Source organism: Xanthomonas sp. LF07-6 (assembly GCF_034105445.1).
GTDB classification, from domain to species: domain Bacteria; phylum Pseudomonadota; class Gammaproteobacteria; order Xanthomonadales; family Xanthomonadaceae; genus Xanthomonas_A; species Xanthomonas_A sontii.
In genome coordinates, this window is record NZ_JAXGGI010000001.1 from 820,371 (window position 1) to 836,674 (window position 16,304).

The window sequence follows — 16,304 nt, forward strand, 5'->3', positions numbered from 1 at the left end:
GGGAATGGGGAACCGGGAATAGGGAATGGAAACAGCCGGCGCCGTCCGGCTCCATGCTCTCTCCTCACTCCTGGCTCCGGACAAGGTCGCAGCTGAAGCCGCTCCTACGAGAGCGCAACATCGCCTGCGTTAGCGCACCCTCCGAATCCCTAATTCCCGTTCCGAATCCCAATCCCGGCCCTTCGAAAGCGTAGCAACGCCTGCGCTCGCGAACACTCACCATTCCCCAATCCCGATTCCCCACTCCCGGCCTTACAATGGCCGAATGACCACGCTGTTCATCTCCGACCTGCATCTGGACCCGGCACGGCCGGCGATCACCGCGCTGTTTCTCGACTTCCTGCGCGGGCAGGCGCGGCAGGCCGAGGCGTTGTACATCCTCGGCGACCTGTTCGAGGCCTGGATCGGCGACGACACGCCGTCCGAGGCGGCCGATGCGGTGGCGGTGGAGCTGCACGCGCTGCACGAGGCCGGGGTGCCGGTGTTCTTCATGCACGGCAACCGCGACTTCCTGCTCGGCGCCGACTACGCGCAGCGTGCCGGCCTGCGCCTGCTGCCCGATCCCTGCGTGATCGATCTGTACGGCGAGCCGACCCTGCTGCTGCACGGCGACCTGCTGTGCACCGACGACACCGCCTACCAGGCGTTCCGCGCGCAGACCCGCGACCCGGCCTTCCAGCAGCAGTTCCTGGCGCAGCCGCTGGCCGCGCGCATCGCCTACGCGCAACAGGCGCGCGCCGCCAGCCAGGCGCGCCAGGCCGAGTTGAAACAGGACGACAGCGCGCAGTTCGAAACCGTCACCGACGTGACCCCGGCCGAAGTCGCCGCCACCTTCGCCCGCTACAGCGTGGCGCGGATGATCCATGGTCACACCCACCGGCCAGCGGTGCATGCGCTGGACGTGGAGGGCCGCGCCTGCACCCGCATCGTGCTCGGCGACTGGTACGAACAGGGTTCGGTGCTGCGCGTGGACGCGCAGGGCTGCCAACTGCAACAGCTCTAGCGCCAGCGTCCGGCGCGGCCGCGGGCAGCCCGGCGATGCGCACCCGGCACTTCGCGGCAACGCATTTCCCTGAGAACGCGGCGCGGCTACAGGACGGCGCCGAATAGCGCTCCGGCCCCGGATTCCGCAGGGCCGCCGATGACGGCATCCCAGTACACCGGGTCGTCTCCGCCCACTTCATGGCAGTCCGCAATCAGGCCTGACAATCCGGGCCGCGACGTCGACACCGCTCACATCCAGGCCACCGTCCTCCACCCGCGTTTTCTGGCCGCGCAGCGCCGCGACCACGCGCGCGGCGCGGTGCGAAAATCCGCCTGTCAGGGCAAGCCGCCACCGGCTTGCTGCTGCCGCCATTGCGCGTATTCGACGAAATCGCCGTCGACCACGTCGTACCACTGGATCGCACCGGAGCGCTCGACACGGAAGCGGTCGCGGACCGGCTCGGTCTGCGGGTCGCCCGGACAGCCGTCGCCGTGCTTTTCGCGTACGGCGATCTCGATCGCCGCCGGCGCGGCGGCCCCGGGTGCGGCCGCTGCAGACGCTGCCGGGGAGGCGGCGCCCTCGCCGTCCTCGACGGCGTAGCCCAGGCACTGCAGATCGGGATAGGCATGATCGGCCGACAGGCGCGCCTGCAACACGTCCATCGCGCGGTTCCCGTCGAAGGTGTCGGCCGGTGCGGCCGGCGGGGTCGCCCGTGGCGCCTCGGTCTTGGCGGTCGGCGACGGCGTATCGGTCTGCCGATCGGGGGCGGGGCCGCAGCCCGCGCTCAGCATCGCCAGCAGCAGCGCGGCCGGCAGTCGCATGCGCTTGAACATCGTCGTTCCCAGGAAGTCGGTCGCCACCGGCCGTGCCGGCGCCGCTTCCCAGCATAGCCGAAGCGGGCGCCGCCGCGCCCGCTCCGGCCGTCTTCGCCGCACGTGGCGCAGGCAGGCAGCCTGCGCCACGCGCGCGCCGGCTCAGCGGAACCCGGCCACCGTCGCCTTGGTGTTGACCAGCACGCGCTGGTTGTCGGCGGTGCTGGCATTGCCCATCGGCACGCCGTTGTAGGACACGTTCGGGTTGGACCAGTAGTTCAGCCGCGGGCAGCTGCTGGTGCAGTTGTAGGCCATGATCGTGCGCCAGCTGTTGCCGTAGCGATAGCCGTGGCCATAGGCGTACGGCGAGGTGCTGGAGTCGGTGGCCACGTCGTGGCGCGCGCTCTGCAGGTGGCCGATCTCGTGGGCGAAGCTGTAGTAGCCGGTGGCGCAATCCCAGTACACCGCCGCGAACGCGGTGGCGGCGGTGGAACCGATGCCCGAGGCGAGGCCGCAATAGGCGGAGTTGTCGATGATCAGCACGCCGACGTCGGCCGCGGTGCTGTTGCGCGAGGTATGGATGCTGTCCATGTAGCCGTCGCTGGTGCCGCGGAAGCGGGTCAGATCGGTGTTGAAGTCGCCCGACTCGGTGTAGTTGGTGGTCTCGTAGCCGGCCAGTTGCATGGTGATGCCGACGTTGCTGTTGGTATAGCCCTGGTTGGACTCGGCCACCGCCAACTGCACCAGCGACTGCATGTTGCCGCCGTAGCTGGTCACCGCCTTGTTGGTCGCGACCACCAGCACGCGGATGGTCGCGGGCGAGCCCGACGAGGCACCGGCGGCGGTCACGCGTTCGTCGATCACCGACTGCGGCATCTGCACGGTCGGCAACAGCGCGTAGTCGGCCGGATGCTCGGCCGGCATGCGCCGTTCGTCGACCTCCACCAGCACATGGCCGCCACCGGCGATCGGACGCAGGTGGAACAGGGTGCCGTTGCTGCGGATGCTGCCGGTGATGGTGTCGCCGCTGCGCACCAGGATCGCCGAGTTCAGCGGATCCAGGCCGGACAGCGCGCGGGTCCGCGCCACCGCGGCATTGCCGAGATTGCCGTACCAGATGCTGTTGCCGCCTTCCAATTGCTCGGTCTTCAATTGCGTGGCGGTGATGCGCTGGCCCAGCAGGTCCAGTTCGAGTTGCTTCTGTCCGGCGGTGACCGCGGCGGCGTTCACGCCGACCCGCTGCACCGCGCCGGTGGCGGGATTGGCCAGCAGGCGGCTCAGCGCCGGCTCGCCGGCGATGGATTTGGAGACGTACTGGCTGCTCTGGAAAAGGGGCGTTCCGGCTGCGGAGGCGGAACCGGCGACACACAGGGCAAGCATCGCGGTAAGGCTGCACATCGACTTCATGTCGGACTCCTGGGTGGTGAGTAGGGACGAACGTCGCCCCGCGCGCGGCCGGAGACGGGGGAGGCCGCGCGGGGGAGTTCGATTAGCCGCTCAGCCACCGTTCAGCGCAAGCAACAAATGCAGCGGGGTCTCCGCTCGGAGATAGGCGTCACAGAACGCGCGCGCAGGCGTTCATGCCGCCGCCTGCGCGTTGACGCGACCCGGGCGCCATGCCGCGGGAGGACGCCGCCTCAGCCGGCCTGCTGCTGCAGCGCCAGCAATTCCTCCTCGTCGAACCCGGCCAGCAGGCGCGCCTGCAGGTTGAACGGGCCGTGCAGGTAGCCGCCGGCGTACTCGCGCAGCAGCGCCGCGAAGCGGGCGCGCGGTTCGATCCCGGCCTGCGCGCAGTACCAGCGGTACCAGCGCGAGCCGGCGGCCACGTGCGCCACTTCCTCGCGCAGGATGATGTCCAGGATATCGGCGGTGGCGTCGTCGCCGAGCGCGCGCAGCTTGGCGATCATGCCCGGGGTCACGTCCAGGCCGCGCGCCTCCAGCACGCGTGGCACCAACGCCATCCGCGCCAGGCCGTCGTGGGCGGTCTTCTCGCACATCTCCCACAGGCCGTTGTGCGCGGCGAAATCGCCGTAGGCATGGCCCAGCGCGCGCAGGCGGTCGCGCAGCAGCACGAAATGGCGCGATTCGTCGTCCGCCACCGCCACCCAGTCGGCGTAGAACGCCGGCGGCAGGCCGCGGAAGCGGTAGACCGCGTCCCAGGCCAGGTCGATGGCGTTGAGTTCGATGTGGGCGATGGCGTGGATGAACGCCGCACGGCCCTCGGCACTGCCGAGGCCGCGCCGCGGCAGCTCGCGTGGATGCACCAGCAGCGGTCGCGGTGGCCGCCCCGGCATGCGGATCGGCTCGGGCGCCGGCGCCACGGCCGGCACCGCGAGCGCGCCGTCGCGCCAGGCCGCGGCATGGCGCTGGGTCAGCGCCACCTTCTCGTCGGGGTCGGCGGCGTCCAGGCAGGCGCGCGCGGCCTGGTACAGGTCGCCGTTCACGGTGCCACCGGCGGATGCGCTGCCGCCTGGCGCCGTTCCAGCCAGGTGCGCTGGGCCTGCTCGCAGCGGTTGCCGGGCACCTTGAACACGCAGTCCACGCGATGTGCGCAGGCCAGGGCGAAGGCGCTGCGGCGGTCGGCCGCGGGCGGTTCGGGGATGCTCGCCAGCGGTGCGCCCGACGGCCAGCCGGCGTCGACGCCGATGCCGGCGGCAAGCAGGCGCGCCGTGCCATCCCGGCAATCGACGGCATACCCCCACTGCGGCGCATCGGCGCGCACGTCGTCGGAGGAGCCCTGCGCACGCAGGCGCAGCAGCAGCAGGTCCTCGCCAATGCGCTGCGCGCCGGCGATCGCCAACGGTGCGCGGTAGCCCGGCTGCAGCACCGCCAGCTGGTCCGGGGCCATGTACAGCTGCAGCATGGTCAACTGCGCACTCGGCACGCTGCCGTCGCGCAGGCGCGGATCGTCCAGCGCCTGCACCGGCCGCGTGGCGTCGTCAGCAGTGCAGCCGCCGCACAGCGCCGCCAGACCCGCCAGCGCGAGCATGCGCCGCGCCCGCGCCCGGGCGCGGCGGCGGCGGGACTCAGGCACGGCGCTTGCGCTTGGCCTCGTCCGAGCGCAGCTGCATGATCCGCTCGAAATAGCCGGGTTCGATGCCGGTGGTGTACTGGCCGTTGAAGCACGAGGAGTCGAACGCCTTCAGTTCCGGGTTGCCCTCGCGCACCGCGGTCTCCAGGTCTTCCAGGTCCTGGTAGATCAGCCAGTCGCAGCCGAGGAATTCCTGGATCTCCTGCTCGCTGCGGCCGTGCGCGACCAGTTCGTCGGCGGCCGGCATGTCGATGCCGTAGATGTTGGGATAGCGCACCGGCGGCGCGGCGCTGGCCAGGTACACCTTGCGCGCGCCGGCGTCGCGCGCCATCTGCACGATCTGCCGGCTGGTGGTGCCGCGCACGATCGAGTCGTCGACCAGCAGCACCACGCGGTTGCGGAATTCCAGGTGGATCGGGTTGAGCTTGCGGCGCACCGACTTCACCCGCTCGCCCTGCCCCGGCATGATGAAGGTGCGGCCGATGTAGCGGTTCTTGACGAAGCCCTCGCGGTACTTCACCCCGAGCACGTTGGAGATCTCCAGCGCGGCGTCGCGCGAGGTGTCCGGGATCGGAATGATGGTGTCGATGTCGTGGTCCGGGCGCAGGCGCAGGATCTTCTCGCCCAGCTTCATGCCCATGCGCATGCGCGCCTTGTGCACCGAGACGTTGTCGATCATCGAGTCCGGCCGCGCGAAGTACACGTACTCGAAGATGCACGGGGTGTGGTCGGTGGGCGAGGCGCAGACCTCGGAGAACAGCTCGCCGCGGCCGGTGATCACCAGCGCTTCGCCGGGGCGCACGTCGCGCACGCGGGTGAAGCCGAGGATGTCCAGCGCCGAGGACTCGGAGGCGACGATGTACTCGTCGCCCTCCACGCTCTCGCGCTTGCCCAGCACCAGCGGACGGATGCCGTGCGGGTCGCGGAACGCGACCAGGCCCAGGCCCAGCACCACGCTGACCACCGCGTAGCCGCCCTTGCAGCGGCGGTGCACGCCGGCCACGGCGCGGATCGCCGCCTCCGGGGTCAGCATGCGCTGCGCGTCGAGCTCGTAGGCGAACACGTTCAGCAGCACTTCGCTGTCCGAATCGGTGTTGATGTTGCGGCGGTCGGCCTCGAACACCTGCTGGCGCAGGGCTTCGGTATTGACCAGGTTGCCGTTGTGGGCCAGCGCGATGCCGTACGGCGAATTCACGTAGAACGGCTGCGCCTCGTCCATGCCTTCCGAGCCGGCGGTCGGATAGCGGCAATGGGCGATGCCGACGCGGCCTTCCAGCACCGCCATGCGCTTCTCGTCGAAGACGTCGCGGACCAGCCCGTTGGCCTTCTGCACGCGCAGGCGGGTGCCGTCGGCGGTGGCGATGCCCGCCGCGTCCTGGCCGCGGTGCTGCAGCACGGCCAGGCCGTCATAGAGTTGCCCGGCCACGTTCTGGTTGCCGACGATTCCGACGATGCCACACATGTCAACGCTCTCCGCGGCGGGGATGCCGCTATTGGGAAGGTGGCCGTGCCTGGCCGTTGGGTTCGACCCGTGCCGGGTCGAATTGCGCCGGACGCGCCTGCGCCGGATCGATGTTCGCGGGCATCAGTTGCGACGGATCGCCCCCGGGCTGCGCGGACCGCACCCCGGGACGTCCCAGGGCCTTGGACATCATCTCCTGCAGCCCACTGGCCTGCAGGGCGTTGCCCAGCGCGGCATTATCGCCTGCCGCGGGCAAGTTGCCCAAATTCATCTGCGACACGTTCAGTTGCGGCATCTGCGACAGGTTCATCTGCGGCATCTGCGGCATGTGCCAGTCCGGTATCTGCGCGCGCATCCAGCCCACGCCCGGCTTGAGCACCGGCAGCACCATGGAATGCTGCCAGTCCGGCTCGCGGGTCAGCGGAGTGAAGCTCATCAGGAACGCCAGCACCGCGGCGAAGAAGCCGCCGCGCGCCGCACCCAGGCCGAAGCCGAGCGCGCGGTCGGTGCCCGACAGCGCGGTCGAGCGCACCGCGGTGCGGATCACCATGCCGGTGATGCCGACCACCGCCATCACCGTCACGAAGGTCAGCGCGTAGCCGCCCAGGTAGTAGCTCATGCTCGGCCGGGACCCGTTGGCCAGCCACTGCCCGGCATTGCCGCCGAACTGGAACGTGGCCCAGCCGGCCAGGAACCAGGACAGCGTGCCGACCACGATGCCGACGAACCCGCGCAGGGCCCCGAGCAGGGCCGAGACCAGGATCACCGTCAACAGCACCATGTCGATCATGCGCGCCTCCCGCGGCCGAGCCGCTGCATCGCGCCGATCGCGCGTCGCGCCTGCCTTCCCTGGACCATCGTGCTACTCCATGGGCCGAAGCCCGATCAAGGATGTGGACGTACCATACCGCTGATACCGACCTTGGCTGCCACCTGGGCGCGCAACTGCTCGGCATCGGCGCGGTTGGCGACCGGGCCGACCCGCACCCGGTTCAGCGCGCCCTTGTCGGTGCGCACCTGCTCGACGAAGGCGCTGAAGCCGGCCGCGCGCACCTTGTCGCGCAGGGCATTGGCGTCCTCGGCCTTGCCGAACGCGCCCAGCTGCACGGCGAAGCCGGTGCCGGAAGCGGCAGGCGCGGCGGGCACGCTCGGCGCCGGCTTGGCGGCCGCCGTGGTGGCCGGGGTGGCCACGGGCTTGGCGGGTTCGGGCTTGGTCGCAGCCGGCTTGGCCGGCTCCGGCTTGGGCGCCGGCGGCGTCGCCGGCTTGGTGGTGGCGACCGGCTTGGCCGGCTCCGGCGGCAGCGCCTCGGTCCTGGCCGGGGCGGCGGGCGCGACGGCGGCGACGTTGCTGGCGGCGGCCGGCGTAGCGCTGGCCGGGGTGGCGTTGCTCGGCGCCGCATCCAGGGTCACCACCTGGGCGTTGACGTCGTTGCGGACCTTGACCGCCTGCAGGCGCACGGATTCGGCCTGGGCGCGATCGGCATACGGCCCGATCCGCACCCGCCAGGCCTGGCGCCCGCCGATCGTGGCCTGCTCGCGGAAGCCCGGCAGCTGCGCCTGCTTGAGCCGCGCGATCACCGCATCGGCGTCGGCGGCGGTGGCGTAGGCGCCGAAATTCACCGCGTAGTTGCCGGCGGCCGTGCTCGGCGGCAACGGTTGCGCGGCGCTGCCGGCGGCCGGATCGGCCAGATCGGCGGCATCGGGGTTGTCCTTGACCGGCGCCGGCGCAGCGGCGGCGCCCGGCGCCTTGGCCATGCCCACCGCCCCGCCACTGGGTGCGTCGCCCGGGGTCACCAGCGGTAGCTCGCGGGTCTCGAACTGGCCGTCGGCCGGCGCGTCGGGCGCCTTCAGCGGCACATTGGCCACGCCGCTGTCGGGCGCAGGCCCCTTCACCAGCATCGGCAGGAAGATCACGGCGAGCGCTACCAGGACAAGGGCGCCAATCAATCGCTGTTTCAGGACGGTATCCACGGAAAGGCTGAGGGGGCGGCGTGGCGGAGTGCCGTGCCGATTATAAGGTGGGCCCGCGCGGAGGCGGGATCAGCCGGCTGAATGCAGCCAGTGCAAGGCCTCGGCGGCGGTATGGAACGAACCGAACACCAGCACCCGGTCGCCCGGATGCGCCTGCGCCAACGCCGATTGCAGCGCCTGCGCCACGCTCTCGGCGCCGCCGGCCTCGGCGGCGGCGGTCCCCGCCAGCCGCGTGCGCAACTGCGCAGCGCTCTGGCCGCGGTTGCCGGCCAGGCCGGCCAGGTGCCAGGCATCGACCTGCGCGGCCAGTGCCTCCACCACCCCGGCGGCGTCCTTGTCGGCCAGCGCCGCGAACACGGCGCAGGTGCGGCCGGCGACCGGCTGCGCCTGCAGCGCGGTGGCCAGTTCGCGGGCCGCCTGCGGGTTGTGGCCGACGTCGACCAGCACCTCCACCCCGTCGCGCACGCACGGCTGCAGGCGTCCGCGCAGGCGCGCGGCGCCGATGCCTTCGGCGTAGGCGTTGCGTGGCAGCGAGCGGCGCAGCGCGCGCAAGGCAGCGATGGCGGTGGCGGCGTTGGCGCGCTGCACCGGCGCGCGCAGCTGCGGCAACGGCAACTGCAGTTCGGTGCCGACGTCGCGCCAGCGCCAGCGGCCGGCGTCGATCGGCTCGTGGAAGAAGTCGCTGCCGGCGCGCAGCGCGTTGGCGCCGATCGCGTAGGCGCGGCGCAGCACACTGGAGGGCGGATCGATCTCGCCGAGCACCAGCGGTTTCCACGGCCGCGCGATGCCGGCCTTCTCCGCACCGATCGCTTCGCGGTCGGTGCCGAGCCAGTCGGTGTGGTCGATGTCCACGGTGGTGATGACCGCCACATCGGCATCGACCAGGTTCACCGCATCCAGGCGGCCGCCGAGGCCGACTTCCAGCACGGCCAGATCCAACTTGGCTTGCTGGAATAGCCACAACGCCGCCAGCGTGCCGTACTCGAAGTAGGTCAGCGCGGTGTCGCCGCGCGCGGCCTCCACTGCCGCGAAGGCGGTCACCAGATCGGCATCGCTGGCCTCTTCGCCGTCGATGCGCACGCGCTCGTTGTAGCGCAGCAGGTGCGGCGAGGTGTAGCTGCCCACCCGCCAGCCGGCGGCACGCGCGATGGCCTCGACGAAGGCGACGGTCGAGCCCTTGCCGTTGGTGCCGCCAACGGTGATGACGTGCTTGGCTGGCTTGGTCAGGTGCATGCGTGCGGCGACCGCGCGCACCCGTTCCAGGCCCATGGCGATGTCCTGGGGGTGCTGGCGCTCGATGTAGGCGAGCCATTCGGGGAGGGTGTTCATTTGTGTATTTCTAGCCTTTCAGGCAAGCGCGCTCGCTCGCCTTCGTCAGAAGCAACAGCTTTGGAGCGACAGCTTTCGCGCTGACGCGCGAGTCACTTTTCTTTGCTTGTGCAAAGAAAAGTAACCAAAAGAAAGCACACCCGGGCGCCGCGCCCTCCGCGCTACGCGCTCCGGGTGCGCACTTGGCCTGGGCATTTTTCGACGGCACATCCATGTGCCGGCGAAAAACGGCGCGCTTCCTGCGCGCCGCCCCTTCGGGGTTTTCGCCCAGGCCAAGTGCCGCGGCTCACGGGATCCCGAAAAGCAAAGCAAAAGCACAGCAACGGCAACGGCAACGGCAACGGCCAAGCGAACCGCATCGGAAGCGGGACAGATCAACTCGTCGACGAGACGACGCACGCTATACGCGCATCTTGTTCGTCCTACAGCGCCCGATGCTTCGCCTCGCCGAAGAACGGCGTGTGGTGCGCGCAATCGTTCAAGCGCACCACTTCCAGATGCTCCACATCCGGCCCTTCCAGCAGGTTCAGCGTGGTCGGCGCCTGGCGGAAACTCCACAGCCGCGCGATCGGCAGGCCCAGCACCCGGCACAGGATCACCCGGTTGACCGCATCGTGCGCCACCACCAGCAGCGTGTCGTGCTCGCCCAGGCCCTCGGCGGCGCGGGTCAGGCCGCGCCAGGAACGCTCCAGCACCTGCCGCAGCGACTCGCCACCCGGCATCAGCACCGTATCCGGTTCCTCGCGCCAGGCGCGCAGGCGTGCCGGGTCCTTCTCGTGGATCTCGCTGGCCAGCAGGCCTTCCCACTCGCCATGGGCGATCTCCTGCAGGTCCGGATCGGTCTGCAGCAACGCCTCGCGCTCAGGGCCCAGCGCGAAGCGCGCGGTGCGCTGCGCACGGGACAGCGGCGAGGCCACGGCGCGGGTCAGCGACACCTCGCGCAGGCGTGCGCCAAGCGCCTGCGCCTGGGCGTCGCCGACCGGCGACAGCGGGATGTCGATCTGGCCCTGGTAGCGGCCTTCGGCGTTCCACGGGGTTTCGCCATGGCGGGCGAGCAGAATGCGCATGCGCTGGATTCCTTGGGGGGAAGGGGCCGTCTCGCAAACGAAAACGGAGCGGCATGATACCCGCTCCGTCGCCGGAAACCCTGTGCTGCATCCCGCGTGCCCGCCGCCGCGTGCCGGGGCGGACATGCGGACGGCGGCCGTAGCCGCCGCCCGCCGGAACCCGGCTCACCTGGCCAGGTTCAACTCCTTCAACAGCCGCGGCGCCGGCATCACTTCCTGCATGATCCAGTGCAGGTAGCGCGAATCGACCGCAATCATGCGCGTCATCGCCGGATCGAACACCCAGTTCGAGCTCACCGACTCCCAGTTGCCGTCGAAGGCCAGGCCGACCAGCTTGCCGTGCGCGTCCATCACCGGCGAACCGGAATTGCCGCCGGTGATGTCCAGGTCGGACAGGAAGTTGACCGGCACCGTGCCCAGCCGCTTGTCCTCCAGCCCACCGTAGCGCTTGGCCTTGGCCGCCTCCAGCAGCGCCTTGGGCGAGTCGAACGGCTCCACGCCGGTGTCCTTGGCGACCACGCCTTCCAGCGTGGTGAACGGGGTGTAGGCCACGCCGTCCTTCGGCACGTAGCCCTTGACGTTGCCGAAGGTGATGCGCAGCGAGGAGTTGGCGTCCGGATACACGAACTCGCCCTGGCTCTTCTTGTAGTCGGCCACGGCCTGCAGGTAGCGCGGACGCGCCAGCAGTTCCTCGCCCTCACGCCGCTTCTCGTCCTGCTCGATCTGCAGCAGGGTCGGCATCAGTGCCACCGCATAGCGCAGCGCCGGGTCGTCGCTGGCCTCGAACGCGGCGCGGTCGGCATGCAGCCACTTCAGGCGCGCCTCGGTATTGCCCAGCTGGGTGCCGGCCAGACGCGTGGCGGCGGCCTGCGCGTCGGCACCGGCCAGCCACTGGTCCAGCGCCGGCAGGCGCTGCGCCTTCGGCAGCTTCAGGTACTGGTCGAACCAGTAGCGCTGCAACTGGCTGTCCATGGCGGCGACGTAGCGGCGCTCCATCTGCTTCATCGCGCCCTCGATCTCGGGCAGGTCGCGCTCCTGGTAGCCCGGCTCGCGTTCGGCGTCCGGCTTGGCGCGTTCGATCGACAGGCGATACAGGGACACCGCACTGCCGAGCACGCCGGTGCGGCGCATCTGCCGCAGCACCAGGTCGCGATCGCGGGTGGCCTTGGCCTGCTCGCCCAGCGCCAGCAGTTGCGCATGCGCCTGCAGGGCGGCCTTGCCCTCGCCGCCCTGGCGCTTGAGCCAGGCCAGCACCGCGTCTTCCTCGGCGTGCTTCTTGGCCGCCGCGTCGATGCGCTTGAAGCCCTCCAGCTGGCCCTCGTAATTCTTGGCGACGTTGTTCCAGCTGGCCATGGTCGCGGCGTACTTCACCTGGATGTCCGGGTTCTGTTTGCCGGCCTGCTCGACCAACGCGATCAGGTCGCGGTACTGGCGCGCGGCGATGGGGTAGCCCCAGCTCGCGGTGGCGTCGAACTCGGAGGCCAGCGCATAGCGGTTGGTGCGGCCCGGGTAGCCGGCGACCATGACGAAATCGCCGGCGCCCAGCGGCTGGTCGGCGAACTTCAGGAAGTGCTTGGGCTGGTACGGCACGTTGTCCTTGGCGTAGGCGGCCGGCTTGCCGTCCTTGCCGACGTAGGCGCGGTAGAACGAGAAGTCGCCGGTGTGGCGCGGCCACATCCAGTTGTCGACGTCGCCGCCGAACTTGCCGATGCCCGACGGCGGCGCGTAGGCCAGGCGCACGTCGCGGATTTCCAGGGTGCGGAACAGGCGGTAGGTGTTGCCGCCAGAGAAGCTGTACAGCTCGCAGCGGTAGCCGGCATCGGCTTCGCACGCGGCGACCTGGGCCTTGTCGAAATCCTCCAGCGCCTGCGTGCGCTTGAGCGCATCGTTGCCGGCGGCGGCCATCGCCGCCTTGGCCTGCGCGGTGACGTCGGTGATGCGGTCGAGCACGTAGATGCGCGCGTTCGGGCCCGCACTCAGTTCGGCGCCCTGGCTGGCGGCGCTGAAGCCGTCGCGGATCAGGTTCTTCTGCGGAGTGGAGTTGAGCTGGATCGCGCCGTAGGCGCAGTGGTGGTTGGTCACCACCAGGCCCTGCGGCGAGACGAAGCTGGCGGTGCAGCCGCCGAGCGAGACGACCGCGCCCATCGGGTCGCCGGTGAGATCGGACAGTTGTTGCGGCGACAGCTTCAGGCCGGCCTGCTGCAGCGGCCCGGCGATGTCCGGCAACTGCTGCGGGACCCACATGCCCTCGCCAGCGTGGGCGACGGAGGCGCCGGACAGGGCGGCCACGGCGGCGATGGCGACAGCCAACGAATTCGAACGCATCGAATAGCTTCCTTGATGACAGACGTTAGAGTGTAACGGCTGTCATCAAGCGGCCGGACCGTGACCAATGGCACCCTGACCGCGCCGCAACATGGCCGCGTCGGCCGGGCGCTTATACTGCGCGCCCTCTTCCCATCGAATCTGCACCGACATGGCGCAAACAATGAAGGCGCTGGTCAAGCGCGAGGCCGCCAAGGGCATCTGGCTGGAACAGGTGCCGGTGCCGGTGCCCGGCCCCAACGAGGTGCTGATCAAGCTGGAAAAGACCGCGATCTGCGGCACCGACCTGCACATCTACCTGTGGGACGAGTGGAGCCAGCGCACCATCAAGCCCGGCCTGACCATCGGCCACGAGTTCGTCGGCCGCATCGCCCAGCTCGGCTCGGCGGTCACCGGCTACGAGGTCGGGCAGCGCGTCTCGGCCGAAGGCCACATCGTCTGCGGCCACTGCCGCAACTGCCGCGGCGGGCGTCCGCACCTGTGCCCGAACACGGTCGGCATCGGCGTCAACGTCAACGGCGCCTTCGCCGAGTACATGGTGATGCCGGCCTCCAACCTGTGGCCGATCCCCGACCAGATCCCGTCCGAACTGGCCGCGTTCTTCGACCCCTACGGCAACGCCGCGCACTGCGCGCTGGAGTTCGACGTGATCGGCGAGGACGTGCTGATCACCGGCGCCGGCCCGATCGGCATCATCGCCGCGGGCATCTGCAAGCACATCGGCGCGCGCAACGTGGTGGTCACCGACGTCAACGATTTCCGCCTGAAGCTGGCCGCGGACATGGGCGCGACCCGCGTGGTCAACGTCGCCAACACCTCGCTCAAGGACGTGATGGCCGACCTGCACATGGAAGGCTTCGACGTGGGCCTGGAGATGAGCGGCAATCCGCGCGCGTTCAACGACATGCTCGACTGCATGTACCACGGCGGCAAGATCGCCATGCTCGGCATCATGCCGCGCGGCGCCGGCTGCGACTGGGACAAGATCATCTTCAAGGGCCTGACCGTGCAGGGCATCTACGGCCGCAAGATGTACGAGACCTGGTACAAGATGACCCAGTTGGTGCTGTCCGGCTTCCCGCTGGGCAAGGTGCTCACCCACCAGTTGACCATCGACGAATTCCAGAAGGGCTTCGACCTGATGGAAGAAGGCAAGGCCGGCAAGGTCGTGCTGAGCTGGTGATGCGCGCGCCGCGGCTACGCGGCGATGCGATGCCGAAAAAGACGAAGGGCGCCTCGCGGCGCCCTTCGTCGTTTCACGAGACGATGCGATCAGAACGCGATCGTGCCCGAGACCACCACGCGGTGACCGGCCAGGCGCTCGGTGAAGTTCGCCGCGCCCTTGTTGTCGGTGTCGTAGTAGCCCACGCTCAACGCCAGCGGGCCGACCATCTTGCCCACGCTGACGTTGTAGTCGGTGTAGTCCTGGTACGCGGTCAACGCGCTTTCGTAGGTGGTGCGGCCGACGTGCGCGCCGACGCTGAAGCCCTGCGGCAGCGACCAGTTCCCGTCCAGCGCGTAGTAGAAGCTGTCCCGGTCCAGGTTGTACACGTTGTCGGTGTAGGCCACGGTCAGGGTGTAGGTCTTGAGGAACTTGGTCTTGGTGATCAGTTCGTTGTAGTTCGACTTGCCGGCGCCCGGATAGCCGTAGCGGTTGACCATCACGTCGAAGTTCCAGTCCGGCGAGAAATCGACGTTGTAGCCGACGAAGCCGTCCACTTCCCAATCCGGATCGCCCGCGCCGAAATCGACGTTGGAACCCCAGGTGCCCACGTACAGGCCGAACGGCGAGGTGTAGGTGAGGCCGGCCTGGAACGCCGGGCCCTTGTCGGTCTGGGAGACGCCACGGAACACGTAGTCGCTGACCACGCCATAGGAGCCGGTGATCGGCGAGGTGGGCTCGTCCTGGGCCAGGACGGTGAGCGGCGAAGCGGCCAGTGCGACGGCCAGGGCGAGAGTGGTCTTGTTCACCGGTCATTCTCCTAGGGTTGACGAGGGAGGGGTGCAGCGACGAGGCGGATGCGCCTTTACGGTTTTTTAACTGCTTTGATCGTGCAGTGCAACAACTTTTCACGCGGCGCATGCCACGCCGTGACACAAAACCCCGGATTCGCGCCAAGCGCGGACACAGCGAGCCGCCGACAGCGGGAGCCGGCCTGCCAGGGAAGGCCCTCGTCCGGGAGTTGGCGGTCAGGCCGCGACCGGGCAGGCAGCCGCTGGCCACACCAATGCGCAGGCGCGGGCGATCGCCGATCGGCAGGGCGCGATGGCGCCTCAGTCGGGCCGGGCGAAGACCCCGAAACGGCGTGCGCGCAGGTGCAATGGCTGGCCCGGCGCGTAGTCGGGTGCCCCCTCACCCGCCGGCAGTTCCACCTCGACCTCGTCGTGGCCGTGCGCCAACTGCGCACGCAGGCGCAGCCGCGGGCCGCTGCGCTGGATCGACAGCACCGTCGCCGCCCAGCCCTCGTTGCCTGGCGCCAGGTCTTCCGGCCGCACATACAGCTCGACCGGACCACTGGACAGCGGCGTCGACGGCGCCGGCAAGGCCAGGCCGCCGACCTGCACCGCCCCGTCGTGCAGACGCGCGGGCAGCCGGTTCACCGCACCGACGAAGGCGTAGACGAAGGGCGAAGCCGGCTGTTCGTAGACCTGTGCCGGGCTGCCGATCTGCTCGATCCGGCCGCGGTTGAGGATGGCCACGCGGTCGGCCAGTTCCAGCGCCTCTTCCTGGTCGTGGGTGACGAACACCGTGGTCAGGCCGGTGCGTTCGTGCAGCTCGCGCAGCCAGCGCCGCAGGTCGCGGCGGACCTGCGCGTCGAGCGCGCCGAACGGTTCGTCGAGCAACAGCACGCGCGGCTCGATCGCCAGCGCGCGGGCCAGCGCCACGCGCTGGCGCTGGCCGCCGGACAGTTGCGCCGGGTAGCGTCGCTCCAGGTCGTGCAACTGCACCAGCGCCAGCAGTTCCTGCACCCGCGCGCGGATGCGCGACTCGCTCCAGCGCGCCTCGCGGCGGACACGCAGACCGAAGGCGATGTTCTCGTACACGCTCATGTGCTTGAACAAGGCGTAGTGCTGGAACACGAAGCCGACCCGGCGCGCCTGCACCGACAGCGCGGTGGCGTCCTCGCCGTGGATCAGCACGCGTCCGCGGTCGGCATGTTCCAGCCCCGCGATCACCCGCAGCAGCGTGGTCTTGCCGGAGCCGGAGGGCCCCAGCAGCGCCAGCAGTTCGCCCTGGCGGATGTCCAGGCTGACGTCGTCGAGCGCGGCGAAATCGCCGAAGCGCTTGCCCAGATGCTGTACGCGGATGCTCATTGCAACC

The 16,304-nt window shown here is 69.9% G+C and carries 14 protein-coding genes; 2 read left to right on the top strand and 12 right to left on the bottom strand.

Features of this window, described 5'->3' with window-relative positions; translation table 11 throughout:
• Nucleotides 1-265: 265 nt before the first annotated feature.
• On the top strand, nucleotides 266-1,003 hold the full coding sequence (lpxH, locus tag SLW56_RS03450) for a UDP-2,3-diacylglucosamine diphosphatase (protein WP_320694348.1): 738 nt from the start codon (nucleotides 266-268) through the stop codon (nucleotides 1,001-1,003).
• 317 nt (nucleotides 1,004-1,320) lie between these two features.
• Here lpxH and SLW56_RS03455 read toward each other — a convergent pair whose 3' ends face one another.
• The 10 genes from SLW56_RS03455 to SLW56_RS03500 form a co-directional block, all read right to left on the bottom strand.
• On the bottom strand, nucleotides 1,321-1,818 hold the full coding sequence (locus tag SLW56_RS03455; protein ID WP_320694402.1) for a hypothetical protein: 498 nt from the start codon (nucleotides 1,816-1,818) through the stop codon (nucleotides 1,321-1,323).
• Nucleotides 1,819-1,959: 141 nt separating this feature from the next.
• Nucleotides 1,960-3,204 (bottom strand): zinc-dependent metalloprotease, encoded by a 1,245-nt coding sequence (locus SLW56_RS03460; protein ID WP_152236565.1) that lies wholly within the window; start codon nucleotides 3,202-3,204, stop codon nucleotides 1,960-1,962.
• Nucleotides 3,205-3,434: 230 nt separating this feature from the next.
• Nucleotides 3,435-4,286 (bottom strand): ferritin-like domain-containing protein, encoded by an 852-nt coding sequence (locus SLW56_RS03465; protein WP_267100339.1) that lies wholly within the window; start codon nucleotides 4,284-4,286, stop codon nucleotides 3,435-3,437.
• Nucleotides 4,238-4,786: a hypothetical protein gene (locus tag SLW56_RS03470; RefSeq protein ID WP_150410606.1), complete on the bottom strand. Its 549-nt coding sequence runs from the start codon at nucleotides 4,784-4,786 to the stop codon at nucleotides 4,238-4,240. Before SLW56_RS03470 ends, SLW56_RS03465 begins: the two co-directional genes overlap by 49 nt.
• 37 nt (nucleotides 4,787-4,823) lie before the next feature.
• Entirely contained in the window at nucleotides 4,824-6,290 is a 1,467-nt protein-coding gene (gene purF, locus SLW56_RS03475; RefSeq protein ID WP_017913998.1) for an amidophosphoribosyltransferase, read from the bottom strand.
• A 28-nt stretch (nucleotides 6,291-6,318) separates the two neighbouring features.
• On the bottom strand, nucleotides 6,319-7,080 hold the full coding sequence (locus SLW56_RS03480; protein ID WP_017908612.1) for a CvpA family protein: 762 nt from the start codon (nucleotides 7,078-7,080) through the stop codon (nucleotides 6,319-6,321).
• A gap of 95 nt (nucleotides 7,081-7,175) precedes the next feature.
• Nucleotides 7,176-8,261, bottom strand: a complete 1,086-nt coding sequence (locus tag SLW56_RS03485) for an SPOR domain-containing protein (protein ID WP_320694349.1) — start codon at nucleotides 8,259-8,261, stop codon at nucleotides 7,176-7,178.
• Between the two features lie 69 nt (nucleotides 8,262-8,330).
• The gene (gene folC, locus SLW56_RS03490) at nucleotides 8,331-9,590 is read right to left on the bottom strand and encodes a bifunctional tetrahydrofolate synthase/dihydrofolate synthase (RefSeq protein WP_320694350.1); all 1,260 of its coding nucleotides are present in this window, start codon (nucleotides 9,588-9,590) and stop codon (nucleotides 8,331-8,333) included.
• 422 nt (nucleotides 9,591-10,012) lie between these two features.
• Nucleotides 10,013-10,657 (bottom strand): histidine phosphatase family protein, encoded by a 645-nt coding sequence (locus tag SLW56_RS03495; RefSeq protein WP_152236555.1) that lies wholly within the window; start codon nucleotides 10,655-10,657, stop codon nucleotides 10,013-10,015.
• Nucleotides 10,658-10,822: 165 nt separating this feature from the next.
• A complete protein-coding gene (locus tag SLW56_RS03500; protein ID WP_320694351.1) occupies nucleotides 10,823-12,982 on the bottom strand; it encodes a S46 family peptidase in 2,160 nt (719 codons plus the stop codon).
• A gap of 151 nt (nucleotides 12,983-13,133) precedes the next feature.
• On the opposite strand from SLW56_RS03500, the gene tdh reads away from it, so the two are divergent.
• Entirely contained in the window at nucleotides 13,134-14,165 is a 1,032-nt protein-coding gene (tdh, locus tag SLW56_RS03505; RefSeq protein ID WP_026144006.1) for an L-threonine 3-dehydrogenase, read from the top strand.
• 89 nt (nucleotides 14,166-14,254) lie between these two features.
• Here the strand turns inward: tdh and SLW56_RS03510 are convergent, their stop codons facing one another.
• Complete coding sequence (locus tag SLW56_RS03510) at nucleotides 14,255-14,953, bottom strand: TorF family putative porin (RefSeq protein ID WP_152244630.1); 699 nt, start codon at nucleotides 14,951-14,953, stop codon at nucleotides 14,255-14,257.
• A 303-nt stretch (nucleotides 14,954-15,256) separates the two neighbouring features.
• Nucleotides 15,257-16,297: a sulfate/molybdate ABC transporter ATP-binding protein gene (locus tag SLW56_RS03515; protein WP_017914302.1), complete on the bottom strand. Its 1,041-nt coding sequence runs from the start codon at nucleotides 16,295-16,297 to the stop codon at nucleotides 15,257-15,259.
• Between the last annotated feature and the right edge of the window lie 7 nt (nucleotides 16,298-16,304).

Bases quoted from the DNA above. Each gene is read 5' to 3' on its own strand.
- lpxH (WP_320694348.1), top strand. From the start codon at position 266: ATGACCACGCTGTTCATCTCCGACCTGCATCTGGACCCGGCACGGCCG.
- SLW56_RS03455 (WP_320694402.1), bottom strand. From the start codon at position 1,818: ATGTTCAAGCGCATGCGACTGCCGGCCGCGCTGCTGCTGGCGATGCTG.
- SLW56_RS03460 (WP_152236565.1), bottom strand. From the start codon at position 3,204: ATGAAGTCGATGTGCAGCCTTACCGCGATGCTTGCCCTGTGTGTCGCC.
- SLW56_RS03470 (WP_150410606.1), bottom strand. From the start codon at position 4,786: ATGCTCGCGCTGGCGGGTCTGGCGGCGCTGTGCGGCGGCTGCACTGCT.
- purF (WP_017913998.1), bottom strand. From the start codon at position 6,290: ATGTGTGGCATCGTCGGAATCGTCGGCAACCAGAACGTGGCCGGGCAA.
- SLW56_RS03480 (WP_017908612.1), bottom strand. From the start codon at position 7,080: ATGATCGACATGGTGCTGTTGACGGTGATCCTGGTCTCGGCCCTGCTC.
- folC (WP_320694350.1), bottom strand. From the start codon at position 9,590: ATGAACACCCTCCCCGAATGGCTCGCCTACATCGAGCGCCAGCACCCC.
- SLW56_RS03495 (WP_152236555.1), bottom strand. From the start codon at position 10,657: ATGCGCATTCTGCTCGCCCGCCATGGCGAAACCCCGTGGAACGCCGAA.
- SLW56_RS03500 (WP_320694351.1), bottom strand. From the start codon at position 12,982: ATGCGTTCGAATTCGTTGGCTGTCGCCATCGCCGCCGTGGCCGCCCTG.
- tdh (WP_026144006.1), top strand. From the start codon at position 13,134: ATGGCGCAAACAATGAAGGCGCTGGTCAAGCGCGAGGCCGCCAAGGGC.
- SLW56_RS03515 (WP_017914302.1), bottom strand. From the start codon at position 16,297: ATGAGCATCCGCGTACAGCATCTGGGCAAGCGCTTCGGCGATTTCGCC.